The sequence below is a fragment of the Sulfurimonas xiamenensis genome (assembly GCF_009258045.1).
GTDB classification, from domain to species: domain Bacteria; phylum Campylobacterota; class Campylobacteria; order Campylobacterales; family Sulfurimonadaceae; genus Sulfurimonas; species Sulfurimonas xiamenensis.
On sequence record NZ_CP041166.1, the window covers coordinates 1202577 to 1217610 of the forward strand.

At 31.8% G+C, this 15034-nt stretch carries 18 protein-coding genes; 16 read left to right on the top strand and 2 right to left on the bottom strand.

Annotated elements, in window-relative coordinates:
• The first annotated feature begins 2 nt into the window (after window positions 1-2).
• From ftsZ to FJR47_RS06100, 16 genes are all read left to right on the top strand, one after another.
• Window positions 3-1121 carry a cell division protein FtsZ gene (ftsZ, locus tag FJR47_RS06025; RefSeq protein ID WP_152299547.1) on the top strand — a complete coding sequence of 373 codons (1119 nt, stop codon included), beginning with the start codon at window positions 3-5 and terminating at the stop codon, window positions 1119-1121.
• 44 nt (window positions 1122-1165) lie between these two features.
• Window positions 1166-1597 carry a hypothetical protein gene (locus FJR47_RS06030; RefSeq protein WP_152299548.1) on the top strand — a complete coding sequence of 144 codons (432 nt, stop codon included), beginning with the start codon at window positions 1166-1168 and terminating at the stop codon, window positions 1595-1597.
• Window positions 1598-1600: 3 nt separating this feature from the next.
• The gene (locus tag FJR47_RS06035) at window positions 1601-2269 is read left to right on the top strand and encodes a Crp/Fnr family transcriptional regulator (RefSeq protein ID WP_152299549.1); all 669 of its coding nucleotides are present in this window, start codon (window positions 1601-1603) and stop codon (window positions 2267-2269) included.
• A 3-nt stretch (window positions 2270-2272) separates the two neighbouring features.
• The gene (locus tag FJR47_RS06040; RefSeq protein ID WP_152299550.1) at window positions 2273-3220 is read left to right on the top strand and encodes a hypothetical protein; all 948 of its coding nucleotides are present in this window, start codon (window positions 2273-2275) and stop codon (window positions 3218-3220) included.
• 105 nt (window positions 3221-3325) lie between these two features.
• Window positions 3326-5926, top strand: a complete 2601-nt coding sequence (gene nosZ, locus FJR47_RS06045) for a Sec-dependent nitrous-oxide reductase (RefSeq protein ID WP_152299551.1) — start codon at window positions 3326-3328, stop codon at window positions 5924-5926.
• A gap of 186 nt (window positions 5927-6112) precedes the next feature.
• A complete protein-coding gene (locus FJR47_RS06050; RefSeq protein WP_152299552.1) occupies window positions 6113-6895 on the top strand; it encodes a cytochrome C in 783 nt (260 codons plus the stop codon).
• Between the two features lie 2 nt (window positions 6896-6897).
• On the top strand, window positions 6898-8115 hold the full coding sequence (locus FJR47_RS06055; RefSeq protein WP_152299553.1) for a nitrous oxide reductase family maturation protein NosD: 1218 nt from the start codon (window positions 6898-6900) through the stop codon (window positions 8113-8115).
• Window positions 8116-8117: 2 nt separating this feature from the next.
• Window positions 8118-8858, top strand: coding sequence for a 4Fe-4S dicluster domain-containing protein (locus tag FJR47_RS06060; RefSeq protein WP_152299554.1), 741 nt, complete (start codon window positions 8118-8120; stop codon window positions 8856-8858).
• 9 nt (window positions 8859-8867) lie between these two features.
• Entirely contained in the window at window positions 8868-9512 is a 645-nt protein-coding gene (locus FJR47_RS06065; RefSeq protein WP_152299555.1) for a c-type cytochrome, read from the top strand.
• A 3-nt stretch (window positions 9513-9515) separates the two neighbouring features.
• A complete protein-coding gene (locus FJR47_RS06070) occupies window positions 9516-10010 on the top strand; it encodes a c-type cytochrome (RefSeq protein ID WP_152299556.1) in 495 nt (164 codons plus the stop codon).
• A 34-nt stretch (window positions 10011-10044) separates the two neighbouring features.
• Entirely contained in the window at window positions 10045-10950 is a 906-nt protein-coding gene (locus tag FJR47_RS06075; protein ID WP_152299557.1) for a NapH/MauN family ferredoxin-type protein, read from the top strand.
• Between the two features lie 3 nt (window positions 10951-10953).
• Complete coding sequence (locus FJR47_RS06080; RefSeq protein WP_152299558.1) at window positions 10954-11592, top strand: ABC transporter ATP-binding protein; 639 nt, start codon at window positions 10954-10956, stop codon at window positions 11590-11592.
• Complete coding sequence (locus FJR47_RS06085) at window positions 11579-12055, top strand: hypothetical protein (RefSeq protein ID WP_152299559.1); 477 nt, start codon at window positions 11579-11581, stop codon at window positions 12053-12055. Before FJR47_RS06080 ends, FJR47_RS06085 begins: the two co-directional genes overlap by 14 nt.
• Window positions 12056-12064: 9 nt before the next feature.
• Window positions 12065-12892, top strand: coding sequence for an ABC transporter permease (locus FJR47_RS06090; RefSeq protein ID WP_152299560.1), 828 nt, complete (start codon window positions 12065-12067; stop codon window positions 12890-12892).
• A gap of 14 nt (window positions 12893-12906) precedes the next feature.
• Window positions 12907-13380: a nitrous oxide reductase accessory protein NosL gene (locus FJR47_RS06095; protein WP_152299561.1), complete on the top strand. Its 474-nt coding sequence runs from the start codon at window positions 12907-12909 to the stop codon at window positions 13378-13380.
• A 27-nt stretch (window positions 13381-13407) separates the two neighbouring features.
• Window positions 13408-13932 (top strand): PAS domain-containing protein, encoded by a 525-nt coding sequence (locus FJR47_RS06100; RefSeq protein ID WP_152299562.1) that lies wholly within the window; start codon window positions 13408-13410, stop codon window positions 13930-13932.
• Between the two features lie 8 nt (window positions 13933-13940).
• On the opposite strand, the gene FJR47_RS06105 is transcribed toward FJR47_RS06100, so the two are convergent.
• Window positions 13941-14573: a Crp/Fnr family transcriptional regulator gene (locus FJR47_RS06105; RefSeq protein WP_152299563.1), complete on the bottom strand. Its 633-nt coding sequence runs from the start codon at window positions 14571-14573 to the stop codon at window positions 13941-13943.
• 9 nt (window positions 14574-14582) lie between these two features.
• Window positions 14583-15029 (bottom strand): hypothetical protein, encoded by a 447-nt coding sequence (locus tag FJR47_RS06110; protein ID WP_152299564.1) that lies wholly within the window; start codon window positions 15027-15029, stop codon window positions 14583-14585.
• Window positions 15030-15034 lie beyond the last annotated feature (5 nt).

The following is a 15034-nucleotide window of genomic DNA, read 5'->3' on the forward strand; positions in this document are numbered from 1 at the left end:
TTATGGAACCATTTTTGATTGAAGAAGCTAGTAGTTTAAATGGAGCAAGAATCGTAGCTGTTGGTGTCGGCGGCGGCGGCGGCAACATGATTGGTCATATGATCAAAGAGGGTGTAACTGGCATAGAGATGATTATGATAAATACCGATGCACAAGCTTTAAATGATACAAATGGTGCAAGTAAAATCCAAATCGGGGCAAAGCTGACAAAAGGTCTCGGTGCAGGAATGAAACCAGAAATTGGGAAAGAATCTGCACTAGAAAATTATGATGAAATTAAAAAAGCTTTAGAGGGTGCTGATATTGTATTTATCTCTGCCGGTCTTGGCGGCGGAACAGGAACAGGTGCTGCTCCTGTTATTGCAAAAATTGCTAAAGAGGTAGATGCTTTAACAATTTCAATTGTCACAAAACCTTTTATGTTTGAAGCGCCAAAGAGACTAAAGCTTGCTATAGCCGGATTAGAAGAGCTAAAAAAAGAGAGTGACTCTATTGTAGTTATTCCTAATGACAAACTACTCTCCATTATTGATAGAAGACTTGGAATCAAAGATAGTTTTAAAATAGTTGACAGTGTTTTGGCACAAGCTGTCAGCGGAACAGCCGGAGTTATTCTCTCAAGCGGTGACAATGATATAAATCTTGACTTTGCCGATTTAAAAACAGTAATGAGTCATAAAGGCATGGCGCTTATGGGTGTAGGAGAGCATGAGGGTGAAAACGCAGCTTATGAAGCTATCAAAGCTGCTATAGAGTCCCCTCTTCTTGACAATATCTCAATAAATGGCGCAATGGGTGTTTTAGTACATTTTCATATGCATCCGAATTTTCCGATGATAGAAACATCTGAAGCTATGATAGTAGTTCAAGAGAGTGCTCATGAAGAAGCTGATGTAATATTTGGTACTTCAACTGATGATTCACTACCTGAAAATTATGTAAAAATAACTATTATTGCAACAGGCTTTGAAAAAGATTTAAACCCTAGTTCAAATAATGAAAATTTTGTAAGTGAAACTCCTTCACCGGCTGCAAAAATTCGTCCAAGATTAGTGGTTGGCGGGGATCTTGACAGTACTCACTTAGATATTCCATCATATATGAGACAACAGCAAGATTGAAATTTTACTATTTATATGTATAATACAATTAAAAAAGGAACTCAATGAAATTTTTATATATACTTTTAATCGCTCTATTGCCTATTTTTGGATTAGCTGCAGAAGATAAAAACAAAGGAATATCACTTGAAGCTATAAAAGCACAAAATAGAAATGTTGTTAAAATGGCAGCTGAAGAGATGTCAAAATCACTTCCTACAACAATTGACAAGCAGACAAAACTTATAGACATCAAAACAGATGATACAACACTTGTTTATATATTTGAAATAGATACGGCTCCTAAAAGTGATGAAACTGTAAAAAAAGAAGATCACAGCAGAATGCAAAAAGCTGTAACTGAGGGTGTATGCAGAAGTTCAGAGAGATTTTTAGAATCAGATATATCTATTAGATACATATATAAAAGTGCACTTACAAAAGCAGAACTTTTTACATTTGATATAAGTAAAGAAAATTGCCCTGACTTATTATAATTAATGAGTAAAAATACTTCCATAAAGAGCGTATTAAGTTCTTTAGATTTTTTTTCATCTCTCAACATAGAGCAGATAGATTTTTTAGCATCTATCTGCTCTGTTAATAGCTACTCAAAGAATTATATTGTTTATTATGAAAAACAAAAGAGTGACTCTCTTTTGTTTCTTCTTGAGGGATTGGCAAAAGCATACAAAATAGACAAACATAATAATGAAATATTTCTTCACTACATTTATCCAAACTCATTAATATCTGAAATATCAAATATCAAAGAAGATACAATAGTCTCTTTTTCAAATATAGAACTGCTTGAAGATTCTCAAATACTCAATATTGATTATAAGAAATTTAGAGAAAACTTTTTGGAAAAAGGTTTTTTATGTTCTGCATTTGCAAATGAGATTGTTTTAAAATCACAGCAACTTCGTTCACTGATTAACAGAGAGTTTATTTTCAACTCTGTTGTCAAAGTTGCAATGATGCTTCATGATGATTTAAATATATTTAATAATTTAAAGCGTTCTGAAATATCACTTATACTTCATATACAGCCAGAAACTCTCTCAAGAGTTTTAAATAGGCTGAAAAGAGATAAAATAATCGATTCAAAAAGTGGAAAAATAGTAGTTTTAGACAAAGAGTCTCTACTATCTATTTGCGAGGAATAAAACATGAAAAAAATTAAACTAGTCGGCGCATTAATATTTATACTCTCTATTATATTAGTATCTCTTTTTTATCATGTAGCCAAAGAGAATCAATCACATAACAACCTTATAAATACAATGATTGAACAAAAAAATTTCACGCAGGAAGTTTCAAAAAATGTTTTTTATATTTATAAAAATTTAGATAGCACTACAAAAAGTATAGATGAAAGTATAAGACAGTTCTTAAATATTATGAGCAACAAAAAAGAAGGTTTGCAAAAAAGTAAAAAAATTTTAAAGTTATGGAATAAATTTTACCTTAAAGTACAGCATTTTAGAGATAAAACTAAAAACAGATCTTCTTATTCAAATATGCTTCTTGAAAAAGATGTAAAAGATATTTATAACATTAATTTAGAATTGATTATAGAAAGCAATAAATTTATACAAGCGCAAGAAACCGCTTTCAATAAAAAACAAAAAAAATATAAATTACTTTTATATATACTTTCTACCATATTAATATCACTATTGTTTTATATATTTACACAACTAAAAACAATGATAATATTTATGCAAAAATTTCTCTCTACATCAAAAGTAATTATTTCAAACTCTTCCATTAGAGAACTTAAACCGATTGAAATAGAAAATAAAAATTTGGAAATAAGTGAAGCAAGAAATAATTTCAATCTTCTTGTTGAAAAAATTAATAACTCCATTGAATATTCCAGCAACTCCATAAATCACTCATGTGAATCTTTAAAAGATGTAGAACATCATATAGAAGATTTGGTAGAACTTATTTATACAATGAATGAAGACACTAGAGACAAAGAGTTAAGAAAAAAAGAGGATGCAATCATACAATCATTGGAAGAGTTAAGTTCGGCAGAGATAAAACTCAAAAACCTCAAAAAAGACTTAGATAGTCTTATTTCGCACTATAAACTTAAAAATAATAATTAATTAAAAAATTTGACTAAGGTCAAATTTTTAACCTACTATTTTTATTACTATAATATTTATCGTTTGAGTAGTATTTTAAACTCAAAGGAATTTAAGGAGAATATTATGAAAAAACATTTCAACAAGTTTTCTTCCATTATCCTAAGTACTTCACTTGCTGCAACAGCTTTAACGGCTAGCAGTGGTGAATTAGCAGAGGTAATGAAGAAAAGGGGCCTAAGCGAAGTAGATGTAGTTCGTGCTGCAAAAACTTACAATCCTTCAGGGGTGAAGGATGAGTTTGTTGTATTTAGTTCAGGTGGTCAAGCTGGACAAATGCTTGTTTACGGTGTTCCTTCAATGAGACTTTTAAAATACATAGGTGTATTTACTCCTGAGCCTTGGCAAGGATACGGATTTGACGAAGAGTCAAAAAAGGTTTTAAGACAAGGTAACATCAGAGGCAGAGAGATCAACTGGGGAGACACTCACCACCCTGCGCTTTCTGAAAAAGATGGAAAATATGACGGTAAATGGTTAGTAATCAATGATAAAGCAAATCCAAGAGTTGCTGTTATCGACCTTGAAGATTTTGAAACAAAACAAATTGTAGTAAACCCTGTTTTAAAATCTGAGCACGGTGGAGCTTTCTTTACTCAAAACAGTGATTACATTATAGAAGCATCTCAATATGCTGCTCCTTTTGATAACAACTATCACCCAATTGAAGAGTACAAAGAGACATACCGTGGTGGTGTAACTTTATGGAAATTCAACCCTAAAATTGGTAGAATTGACGAGAAAAACTCATTTACTCTAGAACTGCCTCCATATATGCAAGATTTAAGTGATGCAGGTAAAGGTGTATCTGACGGATGGGGCTTTACTAACTCATTTAACTCTGAAATGTATACAGGTGGTATAGAAGTTGGTATGCCTCCATTTGAAGCTGGTTGTAGTAGAAATGACACTGACTTCTTGCATGTATATAACTGGAAAAAGTTAGCAGAACTTGCTAAAGATAAAAAAAATGTAGAAATCATAAATGGTCACAAAGTTATTATGATGGATGTGGCAGTTAAGAACAATGCACTCTTTTTAATTCCTGAGCCAAAATCTCCACACGGTGTTGATGTGTCTCCAGATGGTGAATACATTACTGTTTGTGGTAAGTTAGATACGCATGCTTCTGTTTATAAGTGGAGCAAAATCAAAAAACTAATCGACTCTAAAGATTTTGCAGGTAAAGATCCTTACGGTATTCCTATCTTGGATATGAAAAAATCACTTCACGGACAAGCGGAACTTGGTCTTGGGCCATTACATAACCAATACTCAAATGTTGATGGTGAAATCTATACTTCACTATATGTTGATAGCCAAATTGTAAAATGGAACTATAAAACTTTAAAAGTATTAGATAAAGTAAATGTTCACTACAATGTTGGTCACTTATGTGGTATGGAGGGTAAATCTGCTGATCCACAAGGAAAATATATCATTTCTCTAAACAAACTTGCGATTGATAGATTCCAAAATGTTGGACCTTTGCATCCTCAAAACCACCAGCTAATTGATATTAGCGGTAAAAAAATGGATCTTCTTGTTGATATGCCTATTCCATTAGGTGAACCTCACCAAGCGGTTGCTATCAGAGCTGAGAAACTTCATGGTCATGTAAGATATCCAATGGGTACAAACACAAGAACTAATGAAATTCATGAAGGTAAAACTTTAGCGGGTCAAGAGAGAATTGAGAGAGACGGAAACAAAGTAAAAGTTTATGCTACACTTGTTAGATCTCACATCAACCCTGAGAGAATCACTGTAAATAAAGGTGATGAAGTAACTATGTACTTAACAAACCTAGAGCGTGCTCAAGATGAGACTCACGGATTTACAATTGACCACTATGATGTTCACGCGTCACTTGAGCCAGGTAAAACTGCGAGTATTAAATTTACAGCTGATATTGAGGGTGTTTTCCCTTACTACTGTACAGAGTTCTGTTCTGCACTACACTTAGAGATGATGGGTTACTTAATGGTTAAAGACCCTAACAAAAAATATGTAAGTGCTCAAAAACTAAAAATGCAAACAATGTCTCCTGAGCAATTAAAAGCTGAGTATGACAAAACTGTTGCAACAAATGCTGCGACTGACGCTGTTATCCAATCAGTTGTAAAGTTCTTAAAAGAGAACAACTATGAAAAGCATGAAGTTGTTAAAAACTTAGTTGTTGATGCAATGGATCAATATGGTAAAATTGCTGAACAGAAAAAACTTTCAGACGAAGCTGTTAAAGCTGGCGATTTAGAAAAAGCTGTTCTTTTTGAAAATATGATCTGGCAATATATGGTTAAAACTGCCGATGTTGGTATTAGAGCAAAAGATGCACTTGTTAGACTTATTGCTACAAAACAATCTGCAGCAGCTGCAGCTGGTGAAAAAGCATTCGGTGAAGGCGGATGTGGCGGTTGTCATGTTATCGGTAAAGTTTCTTCTGGACCAGACTTAACTGGTGTACTTGAAAGACATGGTGAAGATGGCGAAAAATGGGTTAAAGACTTTATTATGGAACCTGAAAAAATGTATGATGATCCATATGTTAAAGGTATGATTGATTACTTTAATCTAAAAATGCCTAATCAGCATATGAATGAACAAGAGACTAAAAATATTATCGAATACCTAAAATGGGTAGATGAGAATGCAAACCTGTTCTAAAAACGGGTTTTAGTTAAAAACAAAAAGGAGGAGAATAAAATCTCCTCCTTTTTTTTAATTTATACTAAAATTTCATTATTTAAGCTTATAAAAAAAATTTTACTATATAATAATAGTTGATGTAAAATTTGAGGATTATTTTTATAATCTTCAATTTTTATTTTACTTAGAAAAGGAATTTTCACAATGAACAAAAGTTTAACCAAGGCAAGAGTTTTTGCCGCTTTGGCTTTAATTATTCTAACTCTCTCTTTTACATTTCCAATGATTGGATTTCATGGAACTTTAAACAAAATTGACGAGGGAAAAAGTGATGAGATATCATCTTTTAGCAAAAGTGTTTGGAATTTTTACAATCAAGGAAGATACAAAAGTGTAACTACACCTAAAGATGCTCATAATGATTTAGACAAGATGATTGAAGCTACAGCAGAAATCGGTCCTGCATCATTGCCAATCTGGGCAGTTTCACTTGAAGCGCCAAACTATCCTAAAGATGCTTTTCCAGAAGGCATCCCTGTATTTTTCCATTTTGACGGTTATAGTGGAGAAGTTCATGAAATGAACACTATTAACCACTATGTTGGAATGGACCCAATGTGGGTTGGAGGTACTATTGAGAGAGAAATAGGTATCTATGCTCTTTTACTTTTATCTTTAGCAATAGTCTATTTTATGGCATACAATTCAAAAATATTAAACTATATTATGTTAGTTCCAGCGTCCCTTCCTCTACTGTTTATAGCTGATTATTCATTTTGGCTCTATTGGTTCGGACACAATTTACATGATTGGGGAATGTTTAAAATTAAGCCTTTTATGCCTACTGTTTTTGGAGACGGGAAAATTGCTCAATTTACAACACACTCTTATCCAACAATTGGATTTTATATAATACTAGCGATTAGTTTATTGAGTCTGCTTGCTTTTTTTGCAAAACAAAAAGCTCTTAAAGAAACGAATGCATAAAAATGTTTAAAATTTATTTTGCTTTATTTACTCTATTTTTGCCACTGTTAAATGCAAATATATTGCAAGAAGCAATTGACAATGCTCCTGAAGGTTCTATTTTAAAATTACCTGCAGGAGTGTATAAAGGAAATATTGTTATAACCAAACCTTTAACAATTATTGGAAAAGAAGATGGTGTTATCATCGATGCTGAGGGCGAAGGAACTGTTATAACTGTTAAAAGTTCTTTTGTAACACTTAAAAATTTAAAAATAGTCGGTAGTGGTGCCAGACATGAAAATATAGATGCAGCCATCAAAATATCTGATGGAAAACAGTGTGAAATAAGTGACTGCGTTATAGATGACTGTCTCTTTGGTATAGATATGCAGATGGTAAGCAACTCTATAGTATCAAATAACACTATAACATCTAAAGACTTTGATCTTGGATTAAAGGGAGATGGCTTAAGACTTTGGTATAGTAATGATAATATTATCAAAAAAAATTCTCTTATTCACTCAAGAGACATGGTTGTTTGGTATAGTCATGGAAATATAATTGAAGAGAATTTTGGCGAATATTGCAGATACTCTCTTCATTTTATGTATGCAGGTAAAAACTATGTAAGAAACAATAGTTATAGATATAATTCTGTAGGAATATTTTTTATGTACTCAAATGATACGATTGCAACAGGAAATATTGTAAAAAGTTCTCTGGGAGCAACGGGTATGGGCATAGGTCTTAAAGAGTGTACGAACTTTACCATAAAAGACAATACCGTTCTTTACTGTGCTCAAGGAATGTATATTGATAGATCTCCTTTTGAACCAGATACTAATAACTGGATTGAAGACAATAAAATACTGTATAACTCAGAAGCACTCCATTTTCACTCCCTTAGCGAAGATAATATTATTAAAAACAATATTATTATGGGAAATATAGAAGATGTTGTAAATGATGGCGGATCAAGTAAAACTTACAATAACGATATTAGCGAAAATTATTGGGATAACTATGAAGGGTTTGATAAAAACGGTGATAATATAGGTGACACGCCACATAAAGTTTATAGATATGCGGATCAGCTTTGGATTTACAATCCTGATGTAAAATTCTTTTACGGATCACCGGCTATGTCTTTACTAAATTTTTTATCGAAACTGGCACCTTTTTCAAAACCGCTCTTTTTGTTTGAAGATAAAAAGCCAATAGTTAAAATAGAAGGATAAATATGGAAACAGTTAAAACAGATAAAAGAGAATTTATTAAATATTCTACACTTGGAGTACTTGGACTTGTTTTAGGTGGGGGAATGATATTTAGCCCATATACCTTACGAGCAGAAAACAGATTAAGACCGCCAGGTGCGGTAGATGAAAAAAGATTTTTGGCACTATGTATAAAATGTGGCCAATGTCTTCAAGTTTGTCCTTATCACTCAATAAAACTCGCTGACTTTGGCAGAGGTCATGGTGTCGGTACGCCATATATAGATGCTAATGAGAGAGGCTGCTGGGCTTGTAGTGCTGTTCCATGTGTTCTTGCATGTCCGAGTGGAGCATTGGATCATCACTGTGAAAAACCAGAAGATATCAAAATGGGAATTGCTGTGTTGGAGTTTCCTGATACCTGTCTTGCAATGACAAATACACCTGTCCCTAAGGGATACAATGAGAAAATGCATAAATTTACTAATTCTGTAGTAAATAAGCATGAACTAGAGGAACAATTACTAGAAAAATTTGATCAATATGAAGGTAAACAGTGTACGCTATGTGCTGATATGTGTCCTATACCCAACCCACTAAGCGCTATTGCTATGGTGCCTGATAGTGGCGGCGGAAATAAACCCGAGATATATGACGGATGTATTGGCTGCGGAGCATGTCAAGAAGTTTGTCCAACAACTATTCCATCTATTGTTATTAAACCAAGAATGACATATGAAGAATATTATGCGAATAAAAGTTAAGGGTATAAAATGAAAACTTACCATTTAAAATCAAAGTATAAAAATCTACTTTGTGTTTCTAGTGTTTTACTGTTTACTATTTTTACTGGATGCAGTGACAATAGCCAAAAAGATGAGAAAGCAAAAGCAGGAACTGCCTCTTTGTCTTCAAATGAAGCATCTGTGCAAAAAATAGAAATTTCTAAAAATGAAAATGCACGAGTAATAAAAGTTGCAGAAAAAGAGTACGACAAAAATCAAAGTAAATCTTACTATTATGATTACAATATAAAAAGTGAGTATGACCCAAATTCAAAGCCTGCCAATGAGGATGCTTCAGTTAGAAGCAAACCAAGAACAGCAGTTGATGCGAATTTATATGTAAGAAGTCCTTATGAAAAGATACAAATTTCAATGCTTGTTAAAAAACTAAGCAAAAAATTTATAGTCAAATGTTCTGCTTGTCATAATGATTATGCAAATGGAGTTATAGGACCTTCTCTGCTTGGAAAAGATTCTGATTATATTTACAATAAAATTGCGGAATTCAAAAGTGGTAAAGCTAAAAATGTGCTAATGACTGATCTAATTAACCAGATGGATGATAAAGAAATAAGAGAATTAGCTAATGAAATACATCAATTTAATAAATCTATAGAAGAAATGAGGAAATAAAATATGAAAAATACAATCGTAGGAATAATAACAATCTTAACATTTGCTCTTATGGCATGGGTGGCTTCAAAGGGTGGTGCATATCATGGTGGTGATCATGCAAAAGGTATTGGAAGTTTTGCGGATGCAACTACTACAACACAAGCAGCACCAGCAGAAAAAAGTGATGAAGAGAAAGAAGCAGAACAGATAAAAGCGCTTAAAGAAAAAGCTGGGAATATTGGAAACTTCAAAGTAAGTGATGCATACAAAAGTAAATGTGCTGCATGTCACGGAGCAAATGGTTCAGGAGAACAAGATGGCAGAAAACTTATGGGTCCAAAACTTTATGGACAAAATGCTGATAAATTGTACCAAGACTTAATTGATTTTAAAGCAAATAGAAAAGAGAATGTAATCATGAGAGGGTTGTTAATCAACACTAGCGAAGAAGAGTTAAGAAAATTTGCGGATGAAATCGGAGAGTTCCCTGCTCGCGCTGCTGAAGTTAATAAGTAATATTGTGTTAATAGCAAAAACAATGGAGCATTAAATGGATAAGTATAATAATAGAGAAACGATAAAAAACACCACTTTTTGGTCAACTTTTTTTGACAGAACAAAAGATGGGAAAAAAGTTTTTAGTTATAGAATGAAGAGATGGATATTGGTTATAGCCATACATCTACTCTTTTTTCTATCTTTTCATATCGATATTCAGACACTTGAGGGAACGCTTAATGGTTCAAGGTTTTTAGGTTTTCATCTTATTGACATATTTACTACTATGGAGTTGTTTTTAGCTACTTTTGAGCTGCCTATAAACATGATTATTGGTACAGTAACTATACTTATTTTCTACCTTTTAGTTGGTGGTAGAAGCTACTGTTCATGGGTTTGCCCTTATGGGATTTTAAGCGAAATCGGCGAAAAAATTCACAATACTCTTGTTAATAAAAAAATTATAAAAGAGAGAAAATTTGATCATAGAGTCAGACATATATTTTGGGCAATATTTTTAGTGCTCTCTTTTACAACAGGTTATCTTGTTTTTGAAACATTAAATGTTGTTGGAATCCTAAGCAGAATGATCGCGTACGGTTGGAGTTTGGCTATACTTTGGGTTGTTGTTGTTTTTGCTTTTGAAGTTTTTTACTCCAGAAGAGCATGGTGTACTTATATTTGTCCTATTGGAACAACATACGGTTATATAGGTAAAGTATCAGCTCTTAGAGTTGAGTGGAACGATAACTGTGACCATTGTATGGTTTGTCATGATGTATGTTTTGAAAATCAAGTACTTGAGATTACAAAAGCAAAATATGATAAACAAAGAGAAGAAAAAGGAATCACAAGAGAGTATATAACAGGAGCTGATTGTACACTTTGCGGAAGATGTATAGATGTATGTCATGTTGATGCTCTTAAATTTGATTTCAGATTAAAAAACTTGGTGTAAAACATGATTACTATTTCAAATCTTACAAAAAAATTCGGTTCAAATGTTTCTTTAGACAATGTAAGTTGTCAATTTAAGAAAAATGAATCAATAGCTTTAATGGGTGCAAACGGTGCTGGAAAAACGACTCTTATTAGATCAATTCTTGGATATTATCATCCAAATTCAGGAGAAGTTTTAATCAATGGTCTCTGTCCCGTTAAAAACAGAACTGAAGTGCTTCAAAATATCAGTTTTGTGCCGCAGCTTCCTCCGCCGATAAAATTAAATATTGATGAACTTATGCAGTATATCAGCATAAGTTCAGATGTAGACAAAGAGCTTATAGAGCACTATTCAAATGAAATGAAACTTGACATAAAAGCTAATTTATATAAATCTTTTTTTAAATTGAGCGGTGGTATGAAACAAAAACTACTTATTGCAATCAGCTTAGCTAAAAAAAGCAATATTATTATTTATGATGAACCAACAGCCAATCTTGATCCTAAAGCACGAGATGACTTTTATAGACTTTTAAAGCAAAATGAAGATGAAAAAGTTCTTCTATTTGTTACACACAGACTTGAAGAAGTAAAAGAGCTTATAAATAGACAAATATATATGGATATGGGAAAAGTGGTATCAGATGAGAGGCTTTAAGTTTTCATTTTTTATTTTAAATTTTTTATTTTTATCTCTTATAACAGGTTGTAGCTCATCAGAAAACGGCTCGTCTAATACATCACAAAGTACTCAAAGAATATGCCCTCAGTGCAACATGCCGGTACCTGAATCAAACATTTATTCATGTAAACTTGAAAATAATGGTAAAATATCCTATTTTGACGATATAGGATGTTTAATTTTATGGACAAAAAATCAAAAAATTGATATAAATGCAGCTAAGGCAGAAGTGTTTACAAATGATACACATAAATATATAAATATAAAAGATGCGTATTATACAATAAATGAAAAAACACCTATGAATTATGGATTTGCTGCTTATGAGCATAAAAAAGAGGACACTTTTTATATTAAAATAGATGAAGTAAAACTCAAAATGCTTAGAGGTGAGCATTTAGCAAATCCAAAAATCAGAAAACAGATACTTGGATATTAAAGGATTATCTTGAAAAATTTATATTTAATTGCTTATTTAGACTTAAAAGAGTCTATCAGAGCCAAATGGTTTTTAGTTTATTCGCTTGTATTTGGGGGGCTTATAGCTCTTTTTTTTATTGCAGGCGTAACAGAATCACAAGTTATGGGTTTTAGTGGATTAAGCAGATTATTACTAATGTATATACAAATTACTATAGTAATTTTACCTATATTTATACTTATTACAACTGTTCGTTCAATTTCCGGCGATAGAGACAACCACATATTAGAGTACATGCTTTCATTCCCTATCTCACTTAAACAATACTACTGGGGAAAAATTATAGGTAGATTTATTACTGTATACCTTCCGGTTATTTTTGCAATGATACTTGCTGTACTTTATGGTCTTTTTAAAGGAGCAGATATTCCTTGGAATATTTTCTTTTTATACACAGGATTGCTTTTTGCACTATCAAGTACTTTTCTGGGAATTGCTTTTTTCATATCTTCTTTTGTAAAATCTTCTGAAGTTGCACTTGGAATTGCATTTTTTATATGGATATTTTTACTTGCTTTTATAGATATAGGTTTAATCTCATTAATGATGCAGCAAAGAATCAATGAAGAGGTAATAATTTTTATAGCTATGATAAACCCTATGGAACTCTTTAGAGTAGCTGCCATTTCATTGTTTGATCCTGAATTGACGGTAATGGGACCTGTTGCTTTCTATATACTTGATTTAATGAGTCAAAAAACATTTGTTTTATTATCAGTTGGATATCCTATATTTATAGGTTTATTTTTTGCCTTTATAGGTTTTAAAATTTTTGAGAAAAAAGATTTAGTTTAATAAAAGGGGTTTTTATGTATAAAAAAATATTAATGGTTCTAGCACTAGTTTGTGTTTTAACTGCCAATGATTCATATAACATGAATTTTGACAGAGAAACAACATGTACTGTAAGAAATTTCAAGGTTTATGAAGCTCCGCAATGGGTTTGTAAAATAGAACTTAACAGTGGCAAAGAACTCTTCTTTTGCAGTCCAAAATCAATGTTGGAGTTTTACCTTGTTCCTGGAAGATGGTATCATGTAGGGGTTAAAAGCGAAAGTGATTTTAAAAATATAGTTGTAACAGATTATGAAACGCTTAAACCTATTAATGCAAGAGGTGCATTTTATGTATATGGAAGCAATACAATTTCACCTGCTGGTGATGATTTAATTCCCTTTGCAACTTATGACGCCGCTAAAAAATTTGCATCCGAGCATAACGGCAAAAGAATTTTGTCTTTTACTGAAATATCAGTAGGTTTAATTGATTGGTTAAACGGTTAAACAAAAATTATATTCAAGGAAATTAAAATGAAAAAGCCAGCACCAATAAATGAAGAAATTGTGTTAGATCCAAAAAGATATATAGTTAGTGAAACAGATGAGCATGGTAAACTGACATTTTGTAATGACTATTTTATAGAAATCTGCGGTTATTCAAAAGAAGAACTTTTAGGTAATCCACATAGTATTATTAGACATCCTGATATGCCAAAAATTGTTTTTAAACTTCTATGGGAAACAATCTCTCAAGGAAAAAACATCAATGCAGTTATAAAAAACTTAGCAAAAGATGGAAGATACTACTGGGTATTTACAGAATTCGAATCTAGACGCGACACTGATACAGGCAAAATTATCGGTTATACTGCTTCAAGAAAAACAATTTCAAAACATGTAACCGAAATCATATCAGATCTTTACGCAAAACTGCTGGAGATAGAAAAAGCCGAAGGTATTGAAGCAAGCGAAGCGTATCTCAATGCTTATCTAAAAGATAAAGGTGAAGATATAACTTTTCAAAATTTTATGGAAAATATTCATAAATTTTATTGATTAGCCTTTTATTGAAAAAAGTTAATTAAAAGTTTTTTATCAATATATTTATTTTTAATATTAATAATATTATTGTCTTTAAAAAACTTTAAAATTCTAGAAAGTGTCTCTGGAGAGACACCTAGAACCTCTGCTATTTCTACATTTTTTGTTTGAAAAAAATCATCTGCGTGATTATAAATATATTTTGCAACTCTCTCTTTTGAGTCTAAAACCAAATTTGTAGATATAATGTTTTCAAGGTTTTTAATCTTTCTAATCAGAGATGTTTGAATATTAAATGCCATATTTGGATTTGAGAAAACAATCTCTTTTAATTTTTCAAAATCTATTTTTAGAACTTCTACATCACTGTATGCTTTAGCAGTTGCAGGATAAGGAATACCCTCAAAATTTGCAACTTCGCCAATTAATTCATTATTGTGAAAATATTTTAACACTATCTCTTTATGATTAGAAGATGTTTTGTATAGTTTTATAACACCTTTAGTAAGAAGATATAAGTATTTTGGCTTATCCCCTTCATAAAAAACAATATTATTTTTAAAAACTTTCTCTTCTGTTGTAAAAGTTTCTATTTTTTTTATTGTCTCCTCATCTATATTTTTAAAAAGAATTGTGTTTTGAATATAATTTTTCATATTTTTAAATTAATATCCTTCAATTTTCAACACTCTTTTTACTGCTTCATCATAACTAACAATTTCTTCACCCTCTTTAATGGACTCTTTTGATTTATATCCGCTAAAACCATAACCCATTGGTGTGATATTGTTTGTGGTATAAAATGCATTTCTTGCATCTATCCACTCTCCTGTTTTCGCATCAGTAATCCAGATTTTAACACTGTCTTTATAATCTATATTTTCTTCTTCAAACCAAAGAATCATACATCCGATATCGTCAAATTTAAATACTCTTCCAGTATTTGGATCTTTAAGCTGCAATGTGTTTTTTCTATCACTTAAAACCATAACACATCTAGTGCACATATCTCTGTCCCAATGAATTTTTGCAGGACCCTTTTCAATTTTTTTTTCACAACCTAATAAAAAAAGCACCATTAACGAAAGTAAAAACAACTTAAATTTAAACATATATA

Bases quoted from the DNA above. Each gene is read 5' to 3' on its own strand.
- FJR47_RS06105 (WP_152299563.1), bottom strand. From the start codon at position 14,573: ATGAAAAATTATATTCAAAACACAATTCTTTTTAAAAATATAGATGAG.
- FJR47_RS06065 (WP_152299555.1), top strand. From the start codon at position 8,868: ATGAAAACTTACCATTTAAAATCAAAGTATAAAAATCTACTTTGTGTT.
- FJR47_RS06030 (WP_152299548.1), top strand. From the start codon at position 1,166: ATGAAATTTTTATATATACTTTTAATCGCTCTATTGCCTATTTTTGGA.
- FJR47_RS06075 (WP_152299557.1), top strand. From the start codon at position 10,045: ATGGATAAGTATAATAATAGAGAAACGATAAAAAACACCACTTTTTGG.
- FJR47_RS06110 (WP_152299564.1), bottom strand. From the start codon at position 15,029: ATGTTTAAATTTAAGTTGTTTTTACTTTCGTTAATGGTGCTTTTTTTA.
- FJR47_RS06035 (WP_152299549.1), top strand. From the start codon at position 1,601: ATGAGTAAAAATACTTCCATAAAGAGCGTATTAAGTTCTTTAGATTTT.
- FJR47_RS06085 (WP_152299559.1), top strand. From the start codon at position 11,579: ATGAGAGGCTTTAAGTTTTCATTTTTTATTTTAAATTTTTTATTTTTA.
- FJR47_RS06070 (WP_152299556.1), top strand. From the start codon at position 9,516: ATGAAAAATACAATCGTAGGAATAATAACAATCTTAACATTTGCTCTT.
- FJR47_RS06050 (WP_152299552.1), top strand. From the start codon at position 6,113: ATGAACAAAAGTTTAACCAAGGCAAGAGTTTTTGCCGCTTTGGCTTTA.
- ftsZ (WP_152299547.1), top strand. From the start codon at position 3: ATGGAACCATTTTTGATTGAAGAAGCTAGTAGTTTAAATGGAGCAAGA.
- nosZ (WP_152299551.1), top strand. From the start codon at position 3,326: ATGAAAAAACATTTCAACAAGTTTTCTTCCATTATCCTAAGTACTTCA.
- FJR47_RS06040 (WP_152299550.1), top strand. From the start codon at position 2,273: ATGAAAAAAATTAAACTAGTCGGCGCATTAATATTTATACTCTCTATT.
- FJR47_RS06100 (WP_152299562.1), top strand. From the start codon at position 13,408: ATGAAAAAGCCAGCACCAATAAATGAAGAAATTGTGTTAGATCCAAAA.
- FJR47_RS06095 (WP_152299561.1), top strand. From the start codon at position 12,907: ATGTATAAAAAAATATTAATGGTTCTAGCACTAGTTTGTGTTTTAACT.
- FJR47_RS06055 (WP_152299553.1), top strand. From the start codon at position 6,898: ATGTTTAAAATTTATTTTGCTTTATTTACTCTATTTTTGCCACTGTTA.
- FJR47_RS06080 (WP_152299558.1), top strand. From the start codon at position 10,954: ATGATTACTATTTCAAATCTTACAAAAAAATTCGGTTCAAATGTTTCT.
- FJR47_RS06060 (WP_152299554.1), top strand. From the start codon at position 8,118: ATGGAAACAGTTAAAACAGATAAAAGAGAATTTATTAAATATTCTACA.